Source organism: Actinoplanes campanulatus (assembly GCF_014647795.1).
GTDB classification, from domain to species: Bacteria; Actinomycetota; Actinomycetes; order Mycobacteriales; family Micromonosporaceae; genus Actinoplanes; species Actinoplanes campanulatus.
Genome location: NZ_BMPW01000007.1, coordinates 119,538 through 145,605 on the forward strand (window position 1 = coordinate 119,538; position 26,068 = coordinate 145,605).

A 26,068-nucleotide genomic window follows, 5' to 3' on the forward strand; every position below is an offset into this window, starting at 1 on the left:
GGCGGGCGCGGCAGACGCTCGCGTGGCAGCGGCTCGCGGGGCAGGGCGGTACTGTGCCTAACGCGTACGATAAATGGGTTTTGTCAGGTCCCGCAGAAGGTGCGGTAGGTGCCGAAGTCCGGCGGAGCCGGGGCCGCGTAGCGGGCCAGTTCGGGGCGCTCGTCGAAGGGTGACGTGACCGCCTCCAGGAGGTGGCGGACCTCGCCGTCGGCCAGCGCTTCCTCGACCAGGTGATTCCGGGGGATGTAGATGGGATTGACCCGGTTCATCGCCTCGGTGTCGGGGTTCTCGGCCCGCCAGCGGTCGACCCAGTCGCCGGTCTCATCGCCCGCGGCCAGCCTGCGGAAGAACGAGGTGAAATCGGCCTTCTCGGCGGCCAGATGGGCGAGCAGATCCTCGGCCAGGGGCGCATTGTCGGTCTTGAGGCCCAGCTTGGCGCTCATGCCGGCGATGGTGGCCCGCGCATAGCGGGTGCGGAACGTCCCCAGTGCCTCGGTGGCCAGGGCGATCGCCTTCTCCTGGTCGTCGTCGAAGAGGGGCAGCAGCGACTCGGCGAGGCGGGCCAGGTTCCACTGGGCGATCGTCGGCTGGTTGCCGTAGGCGTAACGGCCCGTCTCGTCGATCGAGCTGAACACGGTGGCCGGATCGAAGGCGTCCATGAAGGCGCACGGCCCGTAGTCGATGGTCTCGCCGGAGATGGTCATGTTGTCCGTGTTCATCACCCCGTGGACGAACCCGGTGAGCATCCACTTCGCGATCAGTTCGGCCTGCGCGTCCACCACTGCCTGGAACAGCTCCAGCGCGTTCCCGGCGTGGGGATGGTGGCGGGCGATCGCATGGTCGGCGAGGCGGCGCAGCAGGTCGGCGTCACCGGTGGCGCGGGCGAACTGGAAGCTGCCGACCCGCAGGTGGCTGGCCGCGACCCGGGTGAGGACGGCGCCCGGGGCCAGGTTCTCCCGGACGATGCTCTTACCGGTGGCGACGACCGCCAGGGATCGGGTGGTCGGGATGCCGAGGGCGTGCATGGCCTCGCTGATCACGTACTCGCGGAGCATCGGGCCGACCGCGGCCAGGCCGTCGCCGCCGCGCGCCCACGGGGTGCGGCCGGAACCCTTGAGGTGGATGTCGCGCCCGTGCAACTCACCGAGCAGCAAGGCGCGGCCGTCACCGAGGCGCGGGGAGTAGCCGCCGAACTGGTGGCCGGCGTAGCCCTGGGCCACCGGTTTCGCCTGCTCGGGGAGGTTGGTGCCGGTCAGGAAGCGAACGCCGGCGGGGGTCTCCAGCCAGTCGGGGTCCAGGCCGAGCTCCTCGGCGAGGGGGCGGTTGAGGATCAGCAGGCGCGGGTCGGGCGGGTCAGCGGCCCGCCAGGGGGTCGCCATCTCCGGGAAGGTGTCGGCGAAGACGGACGTCAGAGGGATGACGGGGGCGGCGCTCACCCGATCGAGGTTACGTCGCCGAACTGCGGGCCGCCCGGCGGCGGCTCGGCCACCGAACCGGAGGGCCCGGATTGTCGTGAGCCGGACACCGCCGCGGTGCGCATTGAGGCTTAACGTGGCGGAGGGACTGCCAAATCGGTCACTCGAACGGGCGTTTAGTGGTTCCACGCTGCGGATACGGGGTCGCCGAACCGGCCCGAACACCCGTATGATCCTCCAGCTTTGAGATCTAGAGGTGTGTGCATGCGTGAGTTCTCCGTCCCCGAGCGACTGGGCGGCCTCGGCGCGCTCGTCGCGGTGGGGGCGGCGGTCTGGCCGACGGTCACCGCCCGTACCGGAGCGGGTCTGCCGTGTCCGTTGCGGACGCTGACCGGTGTGCCGTGCCCGGCGTGTGGTCTGACGACCGCCGCCGTGGCGCTGGTGCGCGGCCAGGTCGAGACGGCTTTCCAGGCCAACCCTCTGATCTTCGGTCTGGCGGCGTTCACCGCCGTCGCCGGTCCGCTCGTGGCGCTGCGTGCCGCGGGCGTGCTCAAGCCGCCACGCTCGTGGTCGTCCGCGCGACGGCGACAGGTGGGCTGGCTCGCCGGGCTGACCGCCCTGGCGAGCTGGATATTTCAACTGCACCGGCTCGGATGAGCCGACCCCCTACGAAGGAAACGAATATGAGCTACCCGCCTCCGCCCCCCAACGACCCGTACGGCAACCAGGCTCCGCCGCCCCCGCCCTACGGTGGCGCGCCCTACGGTGGCGCCGGTGCCTACGGCGCCCCGGCCGTCAACTACGCCAACTGGGGCCAGCGCGTCGGCGCCTACCTGATCGACGGCATCATCGTGGCGCCGTTCAGCATCCTCGCCTCCGTGCTGGGCCAGGGCACCGACGAGAACGGCCTGCCCACGGTCAACGCCTTCTACTGGATCTTCCTGCTGCTGGCGCTCGTCGTGCAGGGCTACAACCGCTGGTTCCAGGCCGGCAAGACCGGGCAGAGCTGGGGCAAGAAGGCGCTGGGCATCACGCTGGTGGACGCCAACACGGGTCAGCCGATCGGCGCCGGCAAGGCGTTCCTGCGTGACCTCGCGCACTTCATCGACGCCATCATCTGCTACATCGGCTTCCTGTTCCCGCTGTGGGACGCGAAGCGCCAGACCCTCGCTGACAAGATCGTCAGCACGGTCGTCACCCGCTGATTCAGCTGATGGCCTGACGGCCCGCCCGGCGCCCGGTTGCGCTGGGCGGGCCGTCTCGCTGTTCGCGTCGTTCTTCCGGGGTACGGCCCCCGCGATCCCGGCTGTTCAGCGGCCGAGGCAGAAGCGGGCCAGTTCGGTGGCTCCGCTGGGGTCTATCCACTCGAAGGTGCCCCGTAGCAGGTCGGCTCGCTGGTCGACGGTGGTGATGGTGGCGGTCATCTCGCCCCACGGCATGGTGACGTGCAGGAGGATGCGCTCGATGCCGTACGGCAGGGCCGGCAGGTTGTCGTCGGTGGTGGCTCTCAGCAGGAGGCCGTCGGTGGAGATGTCCTCGACCCGGCCGGTGATCGGCACCCGCTGGCGGCCGTCGATGGTCTCGATCTCGGCGGTGCCGATGGCCGGGTAGTTGCCGGGGCGGCGGGTGGCGGCCCGGCGCTGGACCACGTCGGTGGGGGCGTCGCCGATGACGGTGAGCTGGTCGTTGCGCAGTTCGGCCTCGACCCAGGTGACGCCGGAGGCGGTGACGAGTTCGAGGATGCCGATGCGGCGGACGCCGGGGCCGTCCAGGCTGAGCACCGGGATGGGCGGGAGTTCGGCGAGGAACGGCGCACTCACCTCGGCCAGCGAGACGAGGACGATGGGCTGGGTGTCGGGGCAGCGCATGGTGAGGCTGCTGCCCGCCGGAACGGTGATCATCGCCCCTCCCGGTGAAAGGCCGCCGACGAACCGACAGTACCGGCCGCCGGGGGGCCTCACCGGGCGATTCGGCGGGTCAGGCCTCCGGCAGGCGGATGTCGTCGACCTTGACGGTGCAGTCGCTGACGTGCAGACCGTACCGTTCGACGGCCTCGATGACCTCGTGGCGGACGTTGGCGGTCACGTCGGAGACCACCTCGCCCGCGTTGATCACCAGGATGACGGTGATCTCCACGTCGGTGCCGTCCACCTTGGCCCAGACGCCGCGGGTGGCGTCGCCGACCTTGTCCAGGCCGATCTTGTCGAGCACCGAGTTGAAGAAGCGGGCCACGTCGCCGCCGAGTTCGGCGACGCCGGGAACGGATTTGGCCGCGGAGGCGGCGATCTTCTCGATCACCTCGCGCTCGAACTTGGTGTCGCCGCGGTAGGCCGCCACCTCGATGACCTCGGCCCCGCCGTGCTGCGGTGGCACGGCCGGAACCACGGCCGGCAGGTAGAACTCCTGCGTCCGGTCCGCGTGGAATTCGGCCTCGTCACTCATATCCGTCCCTCTGCCTGTGCCTTTCGGAAACCAGGCGAGAGCCTACTAGTGAGTCCGGCTCACGCCTCTCACGGAGTCGTGCCAGGCATGTGTCGGACCGCCGACTTCAGCAGGCCGGCAGCGCGGGTTGCCGTCGACACGATAGCGCGCCTGTTGCGATAGTGTGTGAGACACAGTATCGTGGTTGGCATGACAATGGATGCGACGCTCTCCGGTCATCTGCAGGAGCTGCGCCGCGGCACGGTCGTCGTCGCGAGCCTCACCGTTCTCCGCGAGCCGGGGTATGGGTACTCGCTGCTCGAGACGCTGAGCGCGGCCGGGTTCGAGGTGGAGGCGAACACGCTCTACCCGCTGCTGCGGCGACTGGAGGCGCAGGGCCTGCTGACCAGTTCGTGGAACACCGACGAGGCACGGCCGCGCAAGTTCTACCGCACCACCGAGCAGGGCGATGCCATCGCGGCCGCGCTGCGCGACGAGTGGGTGCGGCTGGACGAGGCGATCGGAGACCTGGACCACCCCGCCGGCACCGACTCGAGGAGTGAGAAGTGACCACCAGCCTCATCGACCGTTACGTCTTCACCGTGCTGCGCCGGGTTCCGGAGGGGCAGCGCTCCGACATCGAGCGGGAGTTGCGCACGTCCATCGAGGACGCGGTGGACGCCCGGGTCGACGGCGGCCAGGACCGGGCGGCCGCGGTCGAGCAGACCCTGCTGGAGCTGGGCGACCCGGACCGGCTGGCCGACGGTTACGCGGACCGCCCCCGCTACCTGATCGGCCCGGTCTTCTACCCGGCCTGGCAGCGGATCCTGGTCATGCTGCTCTCCGTCGTCCTGCCGATCGTGGTCGCCGTCATGGTGGTCATCCGGATCCTGGAGGACGCCTCGATCGGCGAGGTGATCGGGACCGCGGTCGGCACGGCGCTGACGGCCGGCGCGCACATGGTGTTCTGGGTGACGCTGACCTTCGCGATCCTGGAGCGCACCGGGGTGGCCCGGAGCGAGGTGCGCGGCCGGGCCTGGTCGCTGGACGATCTGCCGCGTTACGAGCCGGGCGCTCCGACGCCGGTGCAGCTGGTCGCCACTCTCGGATGGGCGGTGCTGCTGATCGCCGTCATCGTCCTGCAACAGTTCGCGTTCACCGAGGTGCCCGTGCTGGACCCGGCGAACTGGTCGTTCTGGTGGCCGTACCTGATCGGGGTGTTGATCCTGGAGGGGGTGTACGCCGTCTGGCTGTTCCGTCGCGGCGCCTGGTCCCGCACGGTGGCGGTGGTGAACGCGGTGCTCGCGGCGATGTTCGCGATCCCGGTGACGTGGCTGGCCGCGAACGAGCGGTTCTTCAACCCGGAGTGGATCGCCACCCTGGACTGGGGCGCCACGGATCCGCTGGCCTGGCTGACGGGCGCCACGATCTGCATCGCGGTGGGCGGCTCGCTCTACGACGTCGTCGAGGTGGCGGTGCGCTCCGAGCGGGCCCGCCGGGGGCTGCCGACGCCGGTGCCCGGCACCGGGCGGGAGTTCAGCGCCCCGCTGTCCTGACGGTGGGAGGGGGTCGCGGCGAGAAGGCGGGGAGATTGCCCTCAGGTCGGCCGGCGCCGTGCCGATTTTCGCGGCACTGCCGGAGAGAGACACGGTCCGCATCGTGGCCAGGGCAATCGCTCCGCCGGTCCCAGACACGGATGTTCGGGAAGGAAGCGACCCCCCATGACGAAGGTTGCCGAACGTGGCCTGCCGGTTCGCCACGACCACTGGAAACCGGTGAACCCACAGCTGGACAGTGTGATCCGCAAGTACATCGACGAGGCGCGGCGCACCGTGTCCGACACCACCGGCAACTCCGCGACGCTCACGGGCGGTGCGCTGGTCCTGGTGGGGCTCGGGCTGGTGCTGGCCATCGGCACCGGCAATCCGGTGCTGGCGATCGTTCTCGCGGTGGTGCTGGCGCTGGGCGGGATGGCCTACACCGGGCTGAGATCGCCGCCGCTGGAGGTGGATCAGTTGCGGATCCTGAGGCCGCTGGGCGGTCCGGGCAACCTGCCGGCCGGGTACCTGGTGCACCCGCTGGCCTGGCGGGCCGGGATGCCGGAGTACCTGACCGAGGTGGCCCGGGTGCCGGAGCGGCGGATGCGGATCGCGGTCGAGCTGTGCCACCGGCATCCGGGCGCGGTCGTCGACCTGCTGAGGATGGTGGAGCGGGCCGAGTGGTTCGTCGCCGAGAACAAACCCGGCCATGACTTCACCGAGGCGGGCCGGGAGGCGGAGATCCTGGCGGTCGCCACCCAGGACGTCGAGGAGCACGTTCGGCGGGTTTCGGCGCTGGCCAGCGGCAAGAAGGCCAAGAAGAAGAAGAGACTGGTGTGAACGACAGGGCGCCCCCGGCATCGCCGGGGGCGCCCTGTCGTTTCCCTGAGGTCTCCCGGCAGCACCGCCCGGCGGGCGCGCCGAGGGCCGGACCCGGCAGCGCCTCGCGGGTCTGCACGATCGGGTACGGGTAGGCGTACCGGAAATGCTCTGAAGGGTGATGCGCGCCGAGCGCAACCGGACAGCGGGGTGGAAACGGTCCATCAGGGGCTTAAGTTGATCTTCCCGGGCGGACAGAATCGGCCTCAGGAACGCCTCGCCGAGCCGATCGGAGCGACCGATGACGATGGGTGCCCGGACCGAGACCGTCGCGGAGCTCGACGGGACGGCCGTCGGCGGGTGGGTCCGGCGGCTGGCCGGCAACACCGCACCACGGCGTAATCATTGGCACACCCGGCAGATCTACTACCGGGCGGCGGAGGCGCTGCTGGACGCGCCGGCCGAGCTGACCTGGAAGAGCATCGTGGAGCAGGCCGGGCCGCGCGGGTCGCGGAGCACGTTCTACGAGGTGGCCGGCGGGCACGCGCGGCACCGGATGGTCGACGACCTGATCGGGGACGGGCGGCCCGGGGTGATCGAGATCGCGCTGCGTTACCTGCGGACCGATCCGGTGGCGCAGCTGCTCGACGAGACCAAGGTGTGGTCGTTCTGGGACAGCCGCCAGGAGGCGATGCGGCAGCTCAGCGACCGGATGCCGGTGGGTGAGATGGAGCGGGTGCTGACCGCCGCGGTGGCCGGATGGGCCAGGCTACGGCCGGCGCTGGCGCGGGCGGGCGGGTGCACGCCGCCCGCGTGTGCCGTGGAGGATCTGACCGTGCTGCACCGGGGGCATCTGTCCGGCACGGAGGCGCTCGCGCGGCTCACCGAGGTGGTCCGCACGGCCTGATCCGGCTCGCCCGCCGTCCCGTCCGCCAGTTCTAGGTGTGCGCCGCAGACGGTATGAGAAGAGGCCGGGATGATCAGTCATCATTTGTTCATGATCGAAGATCGCGACCGGTAGCCCTCTCATGGAACTCACCCCGGGGCAGGAGGAGCGGATCCGGCGTCTTCTCGAGGAGGCGCTGGCGGAGGCCGCCCGTGTTTCCCTCGCACAGCACGACGCGGCGGAGGTCGGGGAGTTCACCGCCGACCGCCGCCGCGCTCTCGAACGGTTGCTATCCGGGCCCGCGCACGATCCTCAGGACCCGCTGGACCAGGGCGGAGACGGCGGCGGGATCGCCGAGCACGGTTGACAGCCGGTCCTCGGCGAGTGAGCCGCCGCCCGGGGCGCGGTCGATCTCGTCGGCGCCGCTGCCGTTGAGGAACAGGGTGGTGAGGACGGTGACCACGGTGACGGTCGGGTCCTCGTCGCGGCTCAGCCCGGCCCGGATCGCCTCGACGGCGAGGGCGGCCAGATCCGCGAACCGGGCCTCGCCGACCTCGGCCGCGTCGAGCACCAGCAGCGGGCGGGGTTCGCCGATCCGCTCCCCCGGCGAGCCGCCGACCGGGGTGGTCTTGCGGCCGAGGGGGCGTTCGACGTTGCGCTCGTACCAGTCGGGGCGGCGGCGCATCACCTCGAGGACCCGGTCGATGTCGGCCTGCACCCGGGCCGGGGTGCTGCCCCGGTGATCGCCGGTGTGGTCGGCGCGGTCGCGGGCCCAGCTGTCCAGTGGCCACACGGTGACGCCGACGCCGCCCGGCAGGCCCACCCAGGTAAGGATCTTGAGGGCCAGCTCGCACAGCCACGGGTCGCCGAGCCCCTCGGACAGCGCCTTGGTCATCCGCGGGCGCTGGAGGGCGCCCTGTTCGCCACGCCGCCGCCGATGGCCGTCGATGGCGGCGTTCTGTGCGCGGCGGGCCAGCCAGCCCTCCAGGTCGGCGATCGGCTGGGTGACGGCGAGCAGGTGCTCGGCCACCGCCTCAAGATCATCATGAAACCCGTCCAGACAGGACTCCTCCATGTGCCGCAGCCCGTGACTACAGGCGTTGTGCCCCCGGTTGCGGGCGATGCGACGGGTGATCACGTCGTAGACGATCGGATAGGCCACCTCGTAGGCGGCCGGAAGCAGGCGCCGTCGTTCCTCCTGGGACAGGGCGCCCAGCAGGCCCGCCTCGGCGAGGCGGCGCAGGCGGGCCCGGTCGGCGGCCGTGCTGCGCCGCTGGCGCGGGATCCGTGTCCGGCCCGGCCCAGCATTCATACTGTAACTCTCAGTGACCCTATCCCCCCAGATCATCGGCCCATACTGGACCGTGGGAAAACCGGATCGCGGCAACTCAGTGGCCATATTTCTGGCCGTCGCACTGGCCATCGAGGACGTTCTCAACTCGATGACAATCCGTAGTTTTCCGGGATCTCGGTCACCGGCGGTGTGCTAGCCGACACAAATATGCACTACGGTCAGTCTGTTGTATAGCCGAAGGACGACCATGGCCGACTCCGATCTGTACCACGAGCTGAAGAGACTCCGCCGGGGCCGGGGCGTGGAACGCCTCGGGCTGGGCGGATTCCTCGGGCCGGAGATCCGCCGCCGCTGCCGGCTCGGCACGCACGAACGCGAGAACCGGGTGCACGCGGCGGTCGGGACACTGCTGCGGGAGCTGGCCGCCGACCTGGCGCCGGACATGCGGCAGGCCGCCATGCTCGCGTTCGCGCTGGACCGCGACTCCCGCTTCCCCACCCTCCTCGACCGCGAGCAGCGCCTGGCCGACCTCCAGAACGTGTCGGTGCGCACGGCACGGCGACGGATCGACGACGCGGTGGCGCTGATGGCCCAGGCCGGCGAGAAGACCCCGGACCCGCCCACCGATCCGGCGAACGGCTCCGGCTGGCGGGTGTCGTCCTTGCGGGCCCTGTTCCGGCTGGACGCCACGACACCGGAGCTGTATGAGATGCGCACCATCGTGGCCACCCGCGAGATAGACGAGATCGTGATCCGGATCGGCCTGCCGGAATCCCCCGTGGAGGTCGGCCCGCCGACGGTGGACGCGCTGTTCGGCGCCCGGGTGCGGGCCATGGAGCCGAACGGCAGCGGCCAGCGGGTGGTCCTCGAACTGCCGGACAAGATGCGGCCCGGCGACATGCACGAGTTCTGGCTGCGAGTGGCACTGGCGCCCGGACAGCCGATCTGGCCGTACTACGCGATCGTGCCGCTCGACCCGTGCGAGTCCGGGACGGTGCGGGTCCGGTTCGGGGCACGGCGGCCGGCCGAGGTGTGGCTGCTCGACGAGGTGCCGTACACCGATCTGCGCAACCGGCCGCCCGGGCGGACCGTGATCGAGCCGTCCGCGCTGGGCGAGGTGGTCCGCGACTTCCACAATCTGCGCGAGGGCCACGGGTACGGCCTGGCCTGGACGCCGCTGTCCGTCAGCTAGGGGCATGTGGGATGACGAAGAGCTGACCGGCGCCGAGATCCTGGGCCACCACACGCTCGGCCCGGCCGGCGGCAAGGGCCTGTCCGGGCCGGACGGATGGCGGGGCGGGGTGCGATGCGGACACCCGCTGATCTATCCGGTGCCGGCCGAGGATCTACCGGTCACCCTGCGCGGTCGCGCCGCTCTCGGACATCACCGGTACGCCGGAGCACTGTTCGCCTTCGACCTGGACGCCCTGGAGCCGGGCCGCCGCTACACCGCCGCCCGCTTCGACGTGACGCTCGCCGACGGCGGCTCCCGGGCCGTCCGGCTGGATCTCGACGGCGACGAGTTCGGGCTGGTCACCGGCAGTCCCGCGTCGGGCGTGGCGGTCCTGGCCACGGCCGCCGCCGGGGAGCGCGGCGGGCTGCTGCGCCGGCTCCTCGGCCGCCGCGGGGTGCCGCGCGCCTGGGCGAACGGGGTGCAGACGGGCTCGTTCGGGTGGTCCTGGGAGGATCCCCGGGGGCGGTTCGTGCTGCCCCGCACGTACGGCATGCACGCCCTGCTGGAGATCCCGGCCGGCGCGCCCGAGGTCGCCGGGCTGCTGTCGGTGCAGGTGGAGACGACCGGGCCGGGCGGCCGGGAGACCGCGGTGCTGTCCGACGCCGTCCCGTTCACCGAGCCGCTGACCCCGGCCGCCGGGCCGGACGGCGCCTCGGTGCGGCTGTGCATGGCCGCCGACGTGGTCGGGTACAGCCGCCGCGGCAACGCCGAGACCGAGCTGCTGCAACACGACCTGGTCGAGGTGCTGGGGCGGGCCCGCCAGGCGGCCGGCATCGCGGAGCGGCAGGTGGATCCGCAGCCGCAGGGGGACGGGCAGTTCACCGTCCTGCCGTACGGCATCGACGAGTCGCGGGTGATCCCGGCGCTGCTGCGCGAACTCGGCGAACGGCTCGCCGCACGGGACCGGGGCCGCCCTGCCATGCAACTGCGCGTGGCACTGCATCGCGGCCTGGTGAAACAGGGCGACAACGGGTGGGTCGGCACGTCGGCGATCGCCGTGCACCGGCTGCTGGACAGCGCGCCGCTGCGCGAGGCGGTCAAGACCAACCCCACGGCGGTGTACGCGCTGGGCGTACCGGACGTGCTCTACCGGGACGTGATCGTGCACGCCGTACAGCCGCCGGTGGCCGCCGATTTCCGGGCGATGACCGTCGAGCTGCCGGAGAAGAACTTCGTGGAACGTGGCTGGATCCACGTCGGACCGGAGGTGAGCGCGTGAAGGTGCTGTACGCGTTCCTGGTCGGCATCAACGAGTACCGCGCCGTGACGGACCTGTCCGGCTGTGTCCGGGACGTGGAGACCGCCGAGGCGCACCTGCGGTCCACGCTCGCGCCCGGCGTCCGGATGGAGTCACTGATCCTGCGCGACGGCCAGGCCACCCGGGATGCGGTGATCGCGGCGTTCCGCTCCCACCTGGGCCGAGCCGGGCGGGACGACGTGGCGCTGTTCTGGTTCAGCGGGCACGGCTCGGACGCCGAGGCACCGGACTGGGTGGCGGGTCTCGAATCCGCCGGCCGGGTGCAGACGCTGGTCTGCGCGGACAGCCGCTGCGACGGGGTGCCGGACCTGTGGGACAAGGAGCTGGCGCTGCTCATCGACGAGCTGACCGCCCGGCACATCACCGTTGTGCTGGACAGCTGCCACTCCGCCGGAGCCTCCCGCATCGTGCTCAAACACACGCCGGAGGCCCGGATCCGGACGCCGCCGCACTCGGCCCAGACCCGCTCGCCGGAGTCGTTCCTGCCCGGCACCATTGAAAGGGCCGCCGATGTACCGCCGATGCGGCACGTCGAGATGGCCGCCTGCGAGGCCCACGAGACCGCACAGGAGCTGATCCTGGACGGCGAGTGGCGGGGCGTCTTCACCTGGGCACTCCTGGGGGCCCGCAAACTGCTCGGCAACACGGCGACCTACTACGAGCTGTTACAGGCCGCGCGTGGCCGGCTGGCGGTACGGCATGCATACCAGGAGTCGTCGGCGAGGTCCGCCATCCCCGAGCAGCTCGACCAGCCGTTCCTGGGCGGAACCGTGGTGGCGCCGGACAGCGGCATCTGGATGCGGTACACCCACGACGAATGGGCGATCGACGCCGGGACGGTGCACGGCCTGCCGATCGGCGGCGGTCTGCGGGTCGGTGTGCACGACGCCGCCGGGCAGGAGGCCGAGATCGTCGAGGTGCGCGCGACGGACAGCCTCGTCGAACCGGCCGGTGGCTGGGAACCGGACCGGGACCGTCAGTTCCCCGTCGTCACGACGTCGGTGCCATTGCCCCGCACCACGGTAGCGGTGGCCGGGGTGGACCCGGCCGAGGTCGCCGACCTGAGCGCGGCGATCGGCCGGTCGCCGCACCTGCGGGTGGCCGCGCCGGGCGAGCCGGTGCAGGTGCGGGTCACGCTGGCCGCCGACGGCAACCTGGTGATCACCGACCGGCACGCAGAACGGTACGCCGAATGGGCGCACGAGGGCGTCGACCGGGTGATCACGGCGCTGGAGCACATAGCCCGGTGGCTGCTGATCTGGGAACTGGAGAACCCGGCGCCCGGCATCGTCTCGCCGGTCCGCATAGAGATCGTCGATCCGCTGACCGACCAGCCACTGGTCCCGAACGGCCTCGGTGAGCACGTGCTCGCCTACACCCCCGACCTCCGGGACTGGCGGCCGCCGTCGATCCGGGTCCGGCTGCGCAACACCGGCGCTGTCCCGCTCTTCTGTGTGCTGCTCGACCTGACGCCGAGGTTCGCGGCGGACCCGATGCTGTTCCCGGGTGACTACATCGGGCCGGGCGTCACCGTGTACAGCAGGGACCGGCGGCGCATCGGGGTGCAGTTGCCCGGCGACATCCCAGTCGAGCCCGGGGCGTGGGCGCGGGACCGGCTGAAACTGTTCGCAGCCGAGCAGCGGTTCTCGGTCCTGCCGTTCCGGCTGCCGGTCCTGGGCCGCCGGATCCCCGTTCGCCGCAAAGGGCTCGGCACCCAAGACCTGCTCGACCGGCTCGGCGGGCGGGTGCACCGGGACCTGGTCGACGCCGAACTGGGAATGGCCTACGACTGGACCACCAGCGAGGCGGTGATCAAGGTCGTCGTCCCCTAGAGCCACTCGGCCTTCTCGGTGAGGGCGCGCAGGGCGGCCGCGTCGAGCACGGTGATCCGGCGGTAGCCGGTCCGGACCAGGCCCTCGCGGCGCAGGTCACGCAGCGCCCGCTGGACGGTGTCCTCGCGGGCGCCGACCAGCGACGCCAGTTCGGTCTGGCTCAGCTCGACCCGGATCAGCCACGTGTCGCCGACGGCCTCGCCGCAGCTGGTGGCGATCTCCAGCAGCACCCGGCCGAGGCGGACGTGCACCGGGAAGGCGGAGAACTCGGACCGCCGGTCGTTGGCCCACCGCAGCTTGCGGCCGACCGCCGCGGTGACCTGCGCGGCGACGTGTGGATGGCGGTTGACGAAGTGCAGGAACTCGGCCTGCCGGATCACCGTGGAGACGACGTCGCCGCAGGTGGTGACGGTGGCGATGCGGCCGCTGCCGGTGATCGCGGCGAGTTCGCCGACCAGGTCGCCGGGCAGCCGGATGGCGAGCAGCCGGGGCAGCCCGCCGACCGTGGTGGTGATCTTCACGTGGCCCTGCCGGATCACCTCGACCTGGGTGTCCTGGCGGCCCTCGACGAGCAGGTGCCGGCCGCCTGGCAGCCGCCGGGTGGTGCCGAGCGACAGCAGCTCGTCGCGTTCGGCGACGGTGAGCAGGGTCAGAAAGGATCCCGGTGCCCAGGCCGGTTCACCCGCACGCGTCATGTCCTCATTGGACCTTACGGACGGTGACCTCGCAAACGCTGGGATGGCAGCACGAAGTCCGGCAATTTCCGGAATCTCGGACCCTCGGATGGGGTCGGATCACGGCATGGAATCACATCGATAGCGCGCCACCGTCATCGCCCTCATCGACGATCGCCAGGATCTCCGTGACGATCCGGTCCACCCGGGACCGGTCGGTCAGCCCGCCGACGATCCCGCCGAGCGGGTCGGCCATGCTGTGCGGCATCTGGTCGAGCGTGCCGGTGAAGGCGCCACCGAAGATCGTGTGAAGCACCTCGACGACCACCGTCTCGGCCGGTTCGCCACGGCCGAGACGGGCGACTATGACCCGGACGGCGTCACCGGCGAGGTGGCGGAGCTCGGACTCGACCCGCGCGTCGGGGTCACCGGGGACCAGCGGTAGCACGGGTTCACCGTACGGGTCGACGGCCATCGTGACCACTGGTGGCCGTTTGGCTCCGATCGGTCGTTCCACGAAGGACCGGTACCACGCGGGGCGGGCCCGCATCGCGGCCAGCACCGATTCGATCTCCCGCTGTACCGTGGCCGGGTCGCTGCCCTGCCAGTCGCCGGTGCACGCGCCCCGGGCCTGCGCCCACGACTCGACCGGCCACAGCTGGTCACCGGCCGTGCCGCTCACCCCCACCCAGACCAGCATGTCGACGGCAAGCGCCATCAGCCACCGGTCCCGGCCCAGGCCGTCGGCCAGCCAGCCGGGCAGCCGTGGCCGTTGCAGTGCGCCGCGTTCGCCCCGGCGGCGGCGGTGCGCGTTCACGGTTGCCGCGCCGAGCCGGGCGGTCACCCACGCCTCCAGGTGCCGGATCGGCCGGCGGGCGTGGGTCAGCAGATCGTCGACCACCGCCTCGACGTCGTCGTGGAACCGGTCGAGACACTCGTCGGCCAGTTTGGTCAGCCCCGAGGCGCAGACGGCGTGGCCGCGCTTCCGCTCGAACCGGCGGGTCACCCGGGCGAACACGATCGGCCACACCAGTTCGTACGCGGCGCCCGCCAGCACGGTCCGCTCAGCACCGTCCCCGGACGCCGCCGTGGCCAGGGAACCGGCCGCGGCCAGCTCCCGGAGCCGGCACAGGGTGTCCGGTTCTGATCGGGTGATCGAGCCGTACGAGATGACCACCGAGGACTCCTTCCGACTGTGGGGCCGGGATCGGTGGTTGAAGCTTGCTCTAATCACCGTCCTACGGGGAGTCCCATGGGGCCGGTCGAACCGTCCGCTGCCCCGATTCCGCACGTTCAGAGGCCGCCATCGGGTGGACAGTCGATTCATTCCGGCTACCTCAGCGGCCTCCTTCACGTTCGCGGAGGATCGCGGTCAGGCGGTGACCGGCGCGTACCGCCGGGTCGGCCTGGTCCACCAGGTCGGCCACCCGGCGCATCACGCGGACCGCCTCGGCGGGTGGGATGCGTGCCGAGCCGGCCGCCTCGACCAGCGCGTCCGCTGCCTCGGTGAGGTCGCGGCGGGCCCGGCGGCCACCGGCCGCGCGGGCCCGCAGGCTCAGCCCGGCGGCGAGCAGCAACTGGTCGGTGCGGTTCGCGGCGCCCGCGTCGACGACCGCGGTGGCCAGCGCGACCATGTCGTCGACCAGGCCCGGCGCCGGGGCGGGAGCCCGCAGCAGCCGGTCCAGCGCCGGGAAGAGGTCACCGCCGCCGGTGATCAGCTCCCGCAGCTCGCGGCGCAGGGCCGTGGCGTCGTCCGGCGCCGGCACGGGGGCCGGGGTCCGGGCCGGGGCCCGGGGAGTGGTCCGGGCCGGGCGCGGGGGGCGGCGCGGCCGGGGCACGGCCGGGGCGGCCGACTGCACGAGCGGCACCGGACGGTCCAGCGGATCCTGGTCGGCGAGCCGGTCCGCGCCGTAGAACGCGCCGTTGGTGCCGATCGGCACGACCATGTGCATGGCCGACTGTTCCTGGTGGATCTGCTGGATGACCTTCATGGCCTCCATCCACCGGTTCATGATCTCCACGCTGGAGGTGCCCTTCGGCGTGGTGACGAAGATCCGCAGCGCGCCAGCCATCCGGATCAGCGGCCCGGTGATGTCGCGGGCCTGCTGGGGTGCGCTGGTCTCGTCGCGTACCCGTTCGAAACAGGCGACCGCCCGGTCCACGTCGGTGGTCGCGCCGGCCGGCAGACGGCCTTCGGTGATCATGTTGACGGCGCCCGGCTGTTGCAGGATCTCGGTCACCCGGCTCATGTACAGCTGCCCCTGGGTGAGGAGCATCGAGCCGCTGAGCACCGGCGACAGGCCGGGCGCCCGCAGGCCCTCCTCGATCTGCTGGAGCCCGATGTCGCGGTCCTCGGCGGGGCTGGCGTGCGCCAGGTGGCGGGAGCCGTGCAGCCAGCCGCGCATCCCGGCCACGTTGCGGCGCATCGGGTCGGCGTCGCCGAAGTAGCCGTACGCCTCGTCGACCGCCGCGATGGCCTGGTCGAGCAGCGGCCGTGACTCGGGTTTGCCCGGCCCGGCCTGCCAGTACGCGTCACTGAGCAGCTGTGTCAGGTCCAGCAGCGGCCGGGCGCGGGTGGCGCCCTTGAGCTTGCTCAGCCGGGCCCGCAGGGCGTCGATCTTGGACAAACTCCGGTCTCCTCTCAACGACCGCCGTGCAGGAAGCCGGCCCAGCCGGTGACGTCGGCCGGATCGCCGTCGTCGAGCTGCGCGCTCAGCCGGGCGGGCATGGACTCGGGCACCTCGCGGTCCGGGTCGAGCATCCACAGCTGGGCGCGGTGCAGCGCCTCCCAGACCGGCAGCCGTCCGGTCATCAGGTGGTGGTGGAACATGAACATCAGCAACGAGGTGCTGCTGTCCGGAATCGTCCACTGGGTGGACAGCACCGAGCGGGCGCCGCCGGCCAGGAAGGCGGTGCCGAGGCTGTACGCCTCGTCGTAGTCGCGGGCGGCCATCCCGGAGCTGCACGCGGCCAGCACGACCAGGCCGACCGCGCGTTCCGGCACCGCGGTCATCAGCTTCACCAGTTCCTCGGCGGCCAGCCGCTGACCGGCAAGCATCAGGTAGGAGCCGCCGTCCGGGTCGGCGACGCCGTGGCAGGCCAGGTGCAGCATGGTCCCGGCGGCGCGGCTGGTGCTGGTCAGCCAGGCGCGGACCTGCTCCGGGGCGCCCTCACCGGAAGGGCTGACGGCGCCGTCGTCGCCGGGCAGGCGGCCCAGGTAGCGGGCGCCGCGGTAGAGGACGTCGTGGATCGCGGACGCCTCATCGCGGGCGCCGTGCAGATCCGCGGCGGCGGTGCCGGTCTCCGGGTCGGCGACGATCAGGCCGAGCCGGGACGGGGCGACCGGCGGCAGGGCCGCGCTGCGCAGCAGCATCCGCGCGGACGCGGCCTGGGAGAACGCCGCCGACCGGATGGCCGGTTCCCCGCCGGCGCGGCAGGCCGCCTGCCACGGGATGAGGGCCAGTTCACCCATCGGCACGAGCGCCATCCGGGGCACCCGGTGGGCGGGCACGTGCGTCCAGGTCGGCAGCACGGTGTCGATGATCGGGCCCATGGCGGCCCGCCACGCCCAGTCGCGGACGATGTCCAGCCGGTCGGTCAGGTCGTCGTCGAGGACCACCAGGTCCCGCTTCCCGTCCCGGCCGACCGCCGCGCTGTCCCGGCGGCTCGCGGCGTCCAGGTAGGCGGCCACCTCGGGGCTGTCGGCGGGTTTGAGGGCGGGCAGGCCGAGATAGGACAGCTCACCCTCGGCGGGCACCGTGACGGCCAGGCCCGGCCACACATCGGACGACGGGACCAGGTAGACCAGGCCGTCCAGGTCCAGCTCGGACAGGGCGTCGCGGATCTCGTCGATCTCCGGCGGGTCGAACAGGGCGCCACCCGGGGCGATGTCGGCCAGCACGCCGAACACCCGGCGGCGCAGGCCCGGCGCAGGCCCGTCCGCGTCGATCGCCCGCTGCCAGTCGGCGGCCAGGTCGTCCCGGCCGGCGTCCCGCAGCAGGTCCGGCACCGAGCGCATCTCGGTGGCCGCGTAGAGGGCCAGCCCACGGCCCGCGTCCAGGGCGCGGACCGCTCCGGCGACGTCGTGGACGCGCAGGCAGCCGCGGGCGGCGGAGACGGCCGCGTCCCCGGCCTCCCGCGCGACGGCGGCGGCTCCTGCCGCGTCCGGCTGCATCAGGACCCGCCAGACATGGGTACGCAGGGAGACCACCGCGTCCAGGTAGGAGTCCTGTTCGACGCCCATCCGCTGGCGTACCTGGGACAGGCCCTCGTGGACGATCTCCCAGCCCCGGTCCTGCGGGCCGCTGAGCAGCCCCTGCGCCTCCACCAGCAGCCGCTCCGCCTCCGGCAGGTCACCGATGTCGTTGATGGCCTCGGCCCGCCGGGCGAGGACCACGGCCAGCCCGGTCAGGTGCACGATCCGCTGGTGGGAGTCGTCCGGGCTGGCGGCGAGGGCGGCCCGCATCCGGTCCACCGCCCGGTCCAGGTCCTCCTCGCTGGCGTCCTCGGCGGAGAGCGGGCCGATGACCGAAGCGGCCATGTGGAGCGCATCCGCACCGCCGCCGGTCGAGGGGATCGCGTCCAGGTTGCCGCCGATGACCTGGCGGATCTGGTCGGCGGTCGATTCGATCATCGAGCGGGCCGCCGAGTCCGGCAGCCGGGCGGCGACCTCGCGCAGCCGTTCGAGCCGGGCGTCGAGGTCGGTGTGCGGGTCGTTCATCAGCGCCTGGGAGATGTCGATGGCCTCGCCGAGCGCGACGGCCTCGGGCGGGCCGCCGTCGGCGAGCTTGCGGAACCGTTGCCACGCCTCGCTCTGGAACGGGTCGTCGCCGTCGATCACGGCGTGGTACATGGAGACGGAGAGGCGGGCGCGTTCCAGGTAGATCCGGCCGACCCGGTCGCCGTCGGTGATCGTGGCGGCCAGTTCGTCGAGTTCCTCCAGAGCGTCCGCGGTGTTCGGCAGGTCGTAGCGCAGGGCGGCCATGGCGAGGGCCGCGGACCGGCCCAGCGCCCGGGTCCGCGGCCAGGACGGCCCGGCCGGCGGGTCGTCGTCGCCGATCGCGATCAGGGCCTCCAGCGGCTCCCGGTCGCCGAAGAGCTGGCTCTGTTCGTCGGCCACGAACCGGTCGATCAGCCCGGCGGCGAGAGCACCGCGGTACGGTCCGCCGGCCGGCACCGATCGCAGCGCACCCACCGCGTCGGCGATCGGGGCGTGCCCGGCCAGCGCGGCGGCGATCACGGCGTACCGTTCGGCGTCCTCGTCCATCCCTGTCTCCCCTCGCATCGGTATCTGACGGACAGGCGGGCGCTGTCCGTCAGATACCGGGTGAGATCACCCACCCGGAAAGGTGACAATGGAGCCCCGGTTCGTCACGTTGCTGCTGGACACGTCGGATTCGATGCGCACCACCGAGACCGGTGGCGTGCCGGCCATCGTGGCGCTGAACCGGCAGCTCGCCGCCTGGCTGCCGGCCGTGCGGGCGGCGGGCGCCGGTGCGCTGCGGGGCGTCGAGTTCGCGGTCGTGACGTACGGGCTGGGCGGTGTCCTGGTGGTCTCCGGCGACGGCACGCCGTCGGCCGCCGACGGTGGCGCGTTCGTGCCGGCGGCCCGGCTGGAGATCCCGGAGCTGACGGCGGGCGGCGCCAGCCCGATGGTGGCCGCCATCGACCTGGCGCTGCACCTGCTGGAGGAGCGGCGGGCGCTGGCGCCGGGCCCGGCCGCGTCCCGGATCATCCTGGTCGGTGACGGCGCGCCCACCGATTTCGAGGGCAACCCGAGCGACGAGTGGCGGCCGCTGGCGCGGCGGCTCGCGCGGGCCCGCGGGCACCGGCGTACCCAGATCTTCGCGTTCGGCCTGCCCGGCGCGGACGACACGGTGATGCGGGCGCTGGCCACCGACGACGGCTGTTTCGAGCTGCCCGGCCTGGACCTGGCCGGCCTGCTCGGCGCGGTGCTCGCGGCGAGCGCCGAGGAGACCGATTTCAGCGAGGTGCGCCGCTTCCTCTCCACCCAGCCCTGACGCCGGGGTCAGTCGAGCGCGCCCAACCGGCGGGATCGATGAGTTGTAGGCGTGGTTACTGCAACCACACTTACATGACCTGCCGGTCAGGACGTCTCGGTGAGGGGGCGCCAGATCGTGGCGGTGATGTCGGAGACGACGGTGGTGGCCCAGTCGACGGCGGTCAGGGCGAGGGCCGAGGTGCCGACCCAGACGGCCAGCGCCACGATGACGAGCAGGATCGTGAGCCGGGACAGCCGGTGTACGACCGGTGGCCGGGTGCGCGGGTCAGCCAATGCCTCCCCATCCCTTCATGAGGACCCAGCGCAGCACCGATACGGGGCCGTCCGGGTCGGTGTCGCGGCCGGAGACGAGGAAGAAGCGGACCTGCCGGAAGTCGCGCTCGGCGGTCACCACCAGGTTCTCCAGGCCGTACGAGCGGAGCCAGTCACGAACCGCGGCGCTGTCGTCCCCGGGCATGGTCAGCGGCAGGCGGCGTAGCAGGTCGGCCTTGGTGACGACGAAGGCCAGCCGGTTGCGGTCGGTGCGTACCCCGTATTCCTGAAGCCGTTGGGCGGTGGCGTTGTAGGCGTCCTCCGGGTCGTGCAGGGCCGCGTTGGCGTCGGTGAAGACGGTGGCCGACGCGGCGCCGTGCTCGTCGCGGATCCGCCGGATCGAGAACGGGTCGAGGACGAAGGTGAGCGTCTCGGCGGTGTCCAGGTAGGACAGGCCGGCGTTCTGCTCGCGGTCGGTCAGCGTCTCGCCGGCCGCGTCGAACAGGTGCAGCAGGGTGGTGTTCAGGCCCTGTTCGAGGCGGACGGTGACGGCGACCGGCGCGGTGGTGTCGGTCTTCGGGGCCGGGGCGGCGCGGGAGATCAGGTCGGCGTAGACCTCGTAGGCGATCCGGCCGCGGTTGTCCGGCATGGTGACGGCGACGCCGGCCTTGTCGGCCGCGCGGTGCAGCCCGACCAGGGCCGCCATGATGAACTGGGTCTTGCCGGCCGACGCCGCGCCGAAGACCGGGGCCCGGACGTCGCGGACCCGGCCGGCGCCGGCGAAGAGCGCCTCCCCGCAGCTCGGACAGCAGGCCTCCAGGTGCCGGCTGTGCGCGGCCCGCAGCACCATGGTGGGCAGCCGCAGTCCGCACGAGCAGCGCCGCCACAGCACGCCGAGCCGTCCGGGCCGCAGGTCGCGGTGCAGGTCGTCGCCGGAGGACCGCTGGGCCGGGCCGTGCGCGCCCCGGCAGCGGTAGGCGGGAACCGCGGCCGTGGCGAAGCAGGCGGTGCAGCTCGCCCGGGACCGCAACATCCGCCGCCAGCCGGCGTCCACGCCGCGCAGCAGGTAGACCAGCGGAGGCCCGGTGATCCAGGCGGCCAGGGTCAGCGCGGCGATCACGAGCAGGCAGGCGGGCAGCACGACGGCCACGCCGAGGGAACCGGCGGCCAGGACGGTGAGCACCGGCAGCACCACGATCGGCCACCAGAATCCGCCGCAGTTGGTGTCGGCCAGCCAGGCGATGCCGGCACGCCAGGCGCCGGCGGTCCAGGCCCAGGCCCGTCCGGTGGTGGCGCCCGCGTCGAGGATCGCCTGCGCCGCGAAGTACTGCGGCCAGGCCGGGTCGCGGCGGACGAACTCGCGGGCGACCCGGCCGGGCAGGCCGGTCCGGGCGCCGTCCGGGGTGAGCAGGCCCGCTCCGGGGCCGGCGAGGACCAGGCCGGCGGCCACGATGACGGCCACGGCGCCGGTCACCAGGCTCACCCCGGCCAGCACCAGGCTGACCGGCACGGTGACGAAGAGCAGGCAGGCCAGGGCGCCGGCGTAGTAGACGGCGAATCCGATCACGCGCATCAGGAGCGTCCCCCGCCGAACGGATGGGTGATGCGGTACCGCTTGCGGCGGCCGGCGAGCCGGTCCACCCGGTCCTCCCAGGCCTCCGCCCATTTGCGGCCGAGCACGTCGGCGACCTGGTGGGCGGCCTGTGCCAGGTGCCGGTCGGGGACCCAGGTCAGCCAGTGGTCGAGGGCCTTGCCGAGCGCCGTCTTGCGGGTCCGGTCGTCGCGCAGCCGGTTGCCCTCCAGCTGGAAGGCCATCACCGCGAGCGCGGCCCGGGTGCTGGTCCGCAGCGTGGCGGCGAGCTCGTTGAGGTACGGGTCGAGCAGGTCCGGATGACGGTCGAACACCTTGTCGCCGGCCCGGAAGACGGGCAGGTCGAGCAGGGCGGCGAGGATCCGGGGGGTACGGGCGCGGACCAGGCGGGGCGGGGCGTCGGCGATGTCGGTCAGCAGCCCGGTGACCCGGTCGTCGGGTGGGTCGCCGAGCAGCCGGGCGACGGCGCCGGCGAGGATCTCGTCGGCGGCCAGGGTGACCTCGAGGGCCCGGTCCGGCTGGATCAGGCCGCGGCGGCGCAGGTCGTGGCAGAGCCTGAGCTGGCGGGTGGTGACCGGGCCCTGGCCGGCGACCGGCTCGGTGACGGGGCGGAACACCCGGTCGATCGGGGGTGTGCCGGGTGGGGCGTTCTCGGCGATCAGCTGCATCTCGTCGGGGCGGGCGGGGGTCTGGCTGAACAGGTCGGTGACGCGCCGCGCGTACCGGTCGGGGTCTTGGAGAACCGCGGAGAGCTCGTCGCGCAGCAGCCCGGACCGGTCCTCGCCCTCGCGGATCGCGGCGCCCAGCGCCGCGGCGCGCAGCTCGCGTGGCAGCCGGGGGCGGCGGCGCAGCAGCCAGTCCCCCCACACGTCGCCGATGAGGGCCGGTTCGGCGCCGCCGCGTGCGGCCCGGCCCCGCAACGCGGCGATGACCAGGTCCTCGGTCTCGGCGGCGTGCGGCCATTCGGCGGGGCGCAGCAGCCGGGGGTCGCGGGACAGGTGCCGGGCGAGTTCGGCGGAGGCGTCGCCGAGCCCGGCCGGGTGCACGTCGGCGCGGTAGCGGTGGGCGACCCGCAGCAGCGCCTCGATGGCGTGCCCGGACCGGCCGGGGGCCCGCAGCGCCTCCAGGAGCAGGGCGAGCGCCTGGTCGTCGCGGTCCGGTCCCCACTCGCCGGCGGGCAGCGGGGCGGGTGGCTCGGAGGTGACCGGGCCGCCGGTGACCGCCTCCTCGATGTCCTTGATGAGCAGGGCGATCCGCACCTCGGCGGCCTTGCCGGGCAGCAGGCCGTCGCTGCCGACCTCGTCGAGCAGCCGGAGCACCTCGCGGGACCAGCGTTCGGGCATCTCGGCGAAGAGGTCGGTGAGGTCGGCGCCGTAAGCGTCCCGCAGTCGCGGTGGCCCGCGCCGCAGCCAGCCGACGACCGCCTCGGCGTGTTCGGGGGGTGGTTCGGCGTGCAGGATGGCGGCGAGCCCGAGGGCCGCGGCGGCCGCGCCGTCGTCGATGCCGGACTCGCCGGCCACGTCGAGGGCGTCGACGGCGTCGCGCGGGTCGCCGTCGAGGAACAGCCGCACCCAGCGGTCGGAGCTGTCGGTGACGGCGACCGGGCTGTGCCGGTGGGTGGTGAGGTCGAAGACGAGGTAGCCGAGCTGGTTGTCGACGCGGGTGGCGGGCCCGGCGAAGTCGGGGTGCACGGCGACGACGGGGGCCGGTGACCGGGCCGGGTCGTTGGAGTAGATCTTGAAGCCGAGTTCCAGGGCGCGCCGGCGGGGTACCAGCAGGGTGCCGGCGACCAGCCATTCCACGATGTCGCCGACGTCGTCGCCGAGGAACAGCACCCGGCCGTCGCTGCCGGCCCGTTCCAGGGCGGAGACCAGCGCGAACAGCATGGCGGCGCCGTTCGGCCGGGCGAGCACGAACTTGCGGGCACGGGCCGGGGTGTACGGCACGTCCTCCGGGCTGACGGTGACCGGCGCGGACCGGCAGCCGGGCGCCGGGGTGGTGGTCCAGAACCCGGCGCCGTACAGCTGGGCCGGGCGCAGGCCGCGGTACGCCTCCGGCCCGGTGGTGACGATGGCGTGGGTGAGCTGGTTGCCCTCGCGGACCCCGTTGGCCTCCCGCCCCAGGTAGACGCCGGCCGCGGTGGCCAGGTAACCGGAGGCGCTGAGGTGCCCGAAGGAGGGTGGGTACTCCCCCGCCGGGCGGCGGTCGGCCATCCAGCGGGCCGGCGGCTCGTACAGCAGGCGGTCCTTGACCAGGGTCTGCGCGGCCACGGCGGCGTCGCTGGAGCGGGCCTGGAACTGGAGGCCGGCGCCGCCGCCGAGGCCCTCGCCGGGGCGGCAGTCGGTGTAGACGAGCGTCTCGAATCGTCGGTCCATGCTCAGCCCCTGTCCGGCACCACGCCGAACTGGCTGAGCAGCCACAGCAGCGGCTCGTCGACCCGGAACGGGTGTACGCCGTTCGGGTCGATGATGTCATTGTCGTAGTCGGGTTCGGCGCCCAGCGCGGAGACGGCGAAGTAGCGGAAGTTCTTGTAGTTGTGGGTCAGGTGGTTGTCGACGTCGTGGGCGCCCCAGTCGGCGAGCTGGCCGCGCACGTACTCGTGGGTGGCCCGGCCGGCGGTCTCGTCGTAGTAGGGGCCCGGTTCCGGCCGTCGGACCAGTGGGTGGTCCTCGCCCCAGACGTCGAAGAACGCGTCGATCTTGGCGAAGACCACGGCGACCGGGATCGGGATGTTCTTCCGGCCGCCCAGGTGGCGGCTCTCGCGCAGGTTGTCGGTGACCCGGTTGAGCACGTCCACGGTGGACTGGTTGGTGGTGTACGCCGACTTGGGCAGGTTGATCTGGTCGCGGGCGCGCGGGATGAGGAACGGGTCGAGCAGCAGGATGAGCGCGTCGGCGGCGCCCAGGTAGCGCAGGTTGTCGACGGTCGACATGGACGACAGGTCCTCGCCCGCGGTGTCGAAGAAGGACAGCAGCGTGGTGTCGTACCGGCCCATGCGCCGCTGCCGCCAGCCGAAGACGATCGGGTCGCGGCGGCCCTCGGACGCCTGCTGGGTCTTGGCGTAGAGCTGCCCGCCGGGGAACAGCTCGCCGGCCGGGTCGAGGTAGTCGGCGCGGCCGGTGGTGTTGCTGAACTGCTCGTCGCCGATCAGCTTGACGTCGGCGCCGAAGCGCAGGCCCATGCCGTGGCGCAGTTGGTCGGCGAGGATGCGCAGGTAGACGCTCTTGCCGGTGTGCGGGGCGCCGGCCATGGCGATCAGCGGGCTGCGGCCCTCGCCGAACGACGGCGGCATCCGGCTGTGGCAGTGCGGGCACACCTTGACCCCGGAGACGGCGTTGCAGACGTCGTGCACCGCCGAGTTGACCGGCAGCAGGCCGCGGCCGGGCGCCGGGAAGGACGGCAGGACCAGCTCGTCGATGCCGGTCAGTTCCTTGCGGGCCGGGTCCTTCTGCGGGACGCACGCCGGCCGGCCGGGGGCTTTGCGCCCGGTGCAGCGGAACCAGAGCCGGCGGGTGTTGATCCGCTCGTAGCAGTAGGGGCAGGCGACGTTCATCTAGGAAACCTTCATCTCGTCGATCGGGTCCACGACCCGGATGCCGCGCGGTGACACCACGAAGCAGCGAAGCCGGCCGGGGCGGGACCGCCGCGGCACGGTGAACGGAACCTCCCACGGTGTGTCGGCCTCGAACCTGAGGCCGGTGAAGTGCAGCAGCGTCTCGCCGGCGTCCGGCCGGGCCGGCAGGGCGTTGCCGGGTACGACGACCAGCCGCAGCTCGACGCCCTCGCAGGTGCGGTCGACGGTGACGCGCAGCATCCGGCGGCCGCGGCTGAGCGGCCCGCCCACCTTGGGCAGCCGGTACGTCAGCGTGCCGCCCACCCCTTCGACGGTCACCGACCGTGGCGCGGACAGCAGGTCGCCGTCGCGGGTGCGGGTCACCGCGCAGACCGTGATCCGGCCGCCACCGGTCCCGGCCGGGATCCGGCAGCCCTGTTCGGCGACCTCGCCGCGGGTCATCCGCCGCCGCTGGACCGGCCCGTCGGCGGGGGTGAAGGTGATGTCGACCAGGTTGATCGAGGGTGGCCAGATCCAGGACAGGACCACCTCGGATCCGGTACGCCGGGCGCGCAGTTGCTGCACCGAGTCGGCGACGCCGGCGCTGACCGGTTCGCCGACCACCCCGCCGCCCTGGTCGTCGAGGGTGAACGGGGTGTAGACGTGCGGGCCGCCGGGGACCCGGACCGCGATCTGCGACTCCGGCCCGACGGTGAGGCGGTCGCCGGCCAGCGGTTCCCCGAATCCGCGCAGGTCGGCGGCCCGGACCGGGGTGCCGGGCGGCCAGACGGGCGGGACCGGGGAGCGGCGGATCGACACCCGGCCGGAGGGTGGGGTGCGCCAGGCGATGTGCGCGATGGCGGTGTCCTGGTCCTCGGCGGTGACGGTGACCCTGAGCCGTTCGACGTGGGCGGTGGCCTTCACCGGCGGCGGTTCCGGCGGCTGCTCCTCGTCCTCCTCGAAGTCGATCTCCTCCGGTTCCTCCGGCTCCTCCGGAAGGGTGGTCCACCAGTCCGGGGAGTGCATCCGGTCGCCGTGGTCGCGCCGCAGGATCTCGTCGCGGTCCAGCATCCGTGCGCAGACCCGGGCCGCCGCTCCGGAGCCGCCCTGGCGCTGCTCCCAGAACTCGCGCACCTTTCGCAGCCGGTCGGCGATCTCGGTGCTGGTCATCCCGGGTTCCACGCCGTAGTGGCGGGCCAGGTCGCCGGGGAGGGCGCCGACCTGGTCGCGCAGCGGGTTGACGACGTCCCGCAGGTAGGCCCTGGAATCGAAGGTCACG

General features: G+C 72.7%; 23 protein-coding genes. 10 read left to right on the top strand and 13 right to left on the bottom strand.

Translation table 11 applies throughout. The features are described from left to right. Positions 1-83 precede the first annotated feature (83 nt). On the bottom strand, positions 84-1,436 hold the full coding sequence (locus IEZ13_RS15340) for a protein adenylyltransferase SelO (protein WP_229794712.1): 1,353 nt from the start codon (positions 1,434-1,436) through the stop codon (positions 84-86). Between the two features lie 243 nt (positions 1,437-1,679). Here IEZ13_RS15340 and IEZ13_RS15345 point away from each other — a divergent pair, with 243 nt between their 5' ends. Both IEZ13_RS15345 and IEZ13_RS15350 read left to right on the top strand, forming a co-directional pair. Continuing rightward, entirely contained in the window at positions 1,680-2,072 is a 393-nt protein-coding gene (locus IEZ13_RS15345) for a DUF2752 domain-containing protein (protein ID WP_183221903.1), read from the top strand. 26 nt (positions 2,073-2,098) lie between these two features. Further along, positions 2,099-2,620, top strand: coding sequence for an RDD family protein (locus IEZ13_RS15350; RefSeq protein WP_183221902.1), 522 nt, complete (start codon positions 2,099-2,101; stop codon positions 2,618-2,620). A 105-nt stretch (positions 2,621-2,725) separates the two neighbouring features. On the opposite strand, the gene IEZ13_RS15355 is transcribed toward IEZ13_RS15350, so the two are convergent. Next, positions 2,726-3,316: a hypothetical protein gene (locus IEZ13_RS15355; protein WP_183221901.1), complete on the bottom strand. Its 591-nt coding sequence runs from the start codon at positions 3,314-3,316 to the stop codon at positions 2,726-2,728. Between the two features lie 76 nt (positions 3,317-3,392). Then, complete coding sequence (locus tag IEZ13_RS15360) at positions 3,393-3,857, bottom strand: Asp23/Gls24 family envelope stress response protein (RefSeq protein ID WP_183221900.1); 465 nt, start codon at positions 3,855-3,857, stop codon at positions 3,393-3,395. Between the two features lie 189 nt (positions 3,858-4,046). On the opposite strand from IEZ13_RS15360, the gene IEZ13_RS15365 reads away from it, so the two are divergent. The 4 genes from IEZ13_RS15365 to IEZ13_RS15380 all read left to right on the top strand — a co-directional run bounded on the left by IEZ13_RS15365 (position 4,047) and on the right by IEZ13_RS15380 (position 7,100). Beyond that, a complete protein-coding gene (locus IEZ13_RS15365) occupies positions 4,047-4,406 on the top strand; it encodes a PadR family transcriptional regulator (protein WP_183221899.1) in 360 nt (119 codons plus the stop codon). After that, on the top strand, positions 4,403-5,392 hold the full coding sequence (locus IEZ13_RS15370) for a permease prefix domain 1-containing protein (protein WP_183221898.1): 990 nt from the start codon (positions 4,403-4,405) through the stop codon (positions 5,390-5,392). Before IEZ13_RS15365 ends, IEZ13_RS15370 begins: the two co-directional genes overlap by 4 nt. A gap of 165 nt (positions 5,393-5,557) precedes the next feature. After that, positions 5,558-6,214: a hypothetical protein gene (locus IEZ13_RS15375; RefSeq protein WP_183221897.1), complete on the top strand. Its 657-nt coding sequence runs from the start codon at positions 5,558-5,560 to the stop codon at positions 6,212-6,214. Positions 6,215-6,494: 280 nt separating this feature from the next. Next, on the top strand, positions 6,495-7,100 hold the full coding sequence (locus tag IEZ13_RS15380) for a hypothetical protein (RefSeq protein WP_229794713.1): 606 nt from the start codon (positions 6,495-6,497) through the stop codon (positions 7,098-7,100). Positions 7,101-7,368: 268 nt separating this feature from the next. Here the strand turns inward: IEZ13_RS15380 and IEZ13_RS15385 are convergent, their stop codons facing one another. Then, entirely contained in the window at positions 7,369-8,391 is a 1,023-nt protein-coding gene (locus tag IEZ13_RS15385; protein ID WP_183221896.1) for a hypothetical protein, read from the bottom strand. A gap of 229 nt (positions 8,392-8,620) precedes the next feature. Here IEZ13_RS15385 and IEZ13_RS15390 point away from each other — a divergent pair, with 229 nt between their 5' ends. The 3 genes from IEZ13_RS15390 to IEZ13_RS15400 are packed head-to-tail and all read left to right on the top strand — an operon-like array spanning position 8,621 to position 12,697. Then, entirely contained in the window at positions 8,621-9,565 is a 945-nt protein-coding gene (locus tag IEZ13_RS15390) for a hypothetical protein (protein ID WP_183221895.1), read from the top strand. A gap of 4 nt (positions 9,566-9,569) precedes the next feature. Continuing rightward, positions 9,570-10,826 (top strand): hypothetical protein, encoded by a 1,257-nt coding sequence (locus IEZ13_RS15395; protein WP_183221894.1) that lies wholly within the window; start codon positions 9,570-9,572, stop codon positions 10,824-10,826. Next, positions 10,823-12,697 (top strand): caspase family protein, encoded by a 1,875-nt coding sequence (locus IEZ13_RS15400; protein WP_183221893.1) that lies wholly within the window; start codon positions 10,823-10,825, stop codon positions 12,695-12,697. Before IEZ13_RS15395 ends, IEZ13_RS15400 begins: the two co-directional genes overlap by 4 nt. Here the strand turns inward: IEZ13_RS15400 and IEZ13_RS15405 are convergent. The 4 genes from IEZ13_RS15405 to IEZ13_RS15420 all read right to left on the bottom strand — a co-directional run bounded on the left by IEZ13_RS15405 (position 12,694) and on the right by IEZ13_RS15420 (position 18,637). Continuing rightward, positions 12,694-13,392 carry a Crp/Fnr family transcriptional regulator gene (locus IEZ13_RS15405; RefSeq protein WP_183221892.1) on the bottom strand — a complete coding sequence of 233 codons (699 nt, stop codon included), beginning with the start codon at positions 13,390-13,392 and terminating at the stop codon, positions 12,694-12,696. The two genes, IEZ13_RS15400 and IEZ13_RS15405, sit on opposite strands and share 4 nt — an antisense overlap. 112 nt (positions 13,393-13,504) lie before the next feature. Continuing rightward, a complete protein-coding gene (locus IEZ13_RS15410; protein WP_203833903.1) occupies positions 13,505-14,548 on the bottom strand; it encodes a hypothetical protein in 1,044 nt (347 codons plus the stop codon). A gap of 160 nt (positions 14,549-14,708) precedes the next feature. Beyond that, on the bottom strand, positions 14,709-15,998 hold the full coding sequence (locus IEZ13_RS15415) for a hypothetical protein (protein ID WP_183221891.1): 1,290 nt from the start codon (positions 15,996-15,998) through the stop codon (positions 14,709-14,711). 14 nt (positions 15,999-16,012) lie between these two features. Next, positions 16,013-18,637: a CHAT domain-containing protein gene (locus IEZ13_RS15420; protein ID WP_183221890.1), complete on the bottom strand. Its 2,625-nt coding sequence runs from the start codon at positions 18,635-18,637 to the stop codon at positions 16,013-16,015. Positions 18,638-18,725: 88 nt separating this feature from the next. Here IEZ13_RS15420 and IEZ13_RS15425 point away from each other — a divergent pair, with 88 nt between their 5' ends. Beyond that, positions 18,726-19,391: a vWA domain-containing protein gene (locus IEZ13_RS15425; protein WP_183221889.1), complete on the top strand. Its 666-nt coding sequence runs from the start codon at positions 18,726-18,728 to the stop codon at positions 19,389-19,391. Between the two features lie 86 nt (positions 19,392-19,477). Here IEZ13_RS15425 and IEZ13_RS15430 read toward each other — a convergent pair whose 3' ends face one another. The 5 genes from IEZ13_RS15430 to IEZ13_RS15450 are packed head-to-tail and all read right to left on the bottom strand — an operon-like array spanning position 19,478 to position 26,067. Further along, positions 19,478-19,666 carry a hypothetical protein gene (locus IEZ13_RS15430; RefSeq protein ID WP_183221888.1) on the bottom strand — a complete coding sequence of 63 codons (189 nt, stop codon included), beginning with the start codon at positions 19,664-19,666 and terminating at the stop codon, positions 19,478-19,480. Continuing rightward, on the bottom strand, positions 19,659-21,218 hold the full coding sequence (locus IEZ13_RS15435; protein WP_183221887.1) for a TRAFAC clade GTPase domain-containing protein: 1,560 nt from the start codon (positions 21,216-21,218) through the stop codon (positions 19,659-19,661). The genes IEZ13_RS15430 and IEZ13_RS15435 overlap by 8 nt, the downstream gene beginning before the upstream one ends. Beyond that, positions 21,218-23,611, bottom strand: a complete 2,394-nt coding sequence (locus tag IEZ13_RS15440) for a GTPase-associated protein 1-related protein (RefSeq protein ID WP_183221886.1) — start codon at positions 23,609-23,611, stop codon at positions 21,218-21,220. Before IEZ13_RS15440 ends, IEZ13_RS15435 begins: the two co-directional genes overlap by 1 nt. 2 nt (positions 23,612-23,613) lie before the next feature. Continuing rightward, complete coding sequence (locus IEZ13_RS15445) at positions 23,614-24,789, bottom strand: hypothetical protein (protein ID WP_203833902.1); 1,176 nt, start codon at positions 24,787-24,789, stop codon at positions 23,614-23,616. After that, positions 24,790-26,067 (bottom strand): hypothetical protein, encoded by a 1,278-nt coding sequence (locus tag IEZ13_RS15450; RefSeq protein WP_183221885.1) that lies wholly within the window; start codon positions 26,065-26,067, stop codon positions 24,790-24,792. Between the last annotated feature and the right edge of the window lies 1 nt (position 26,068).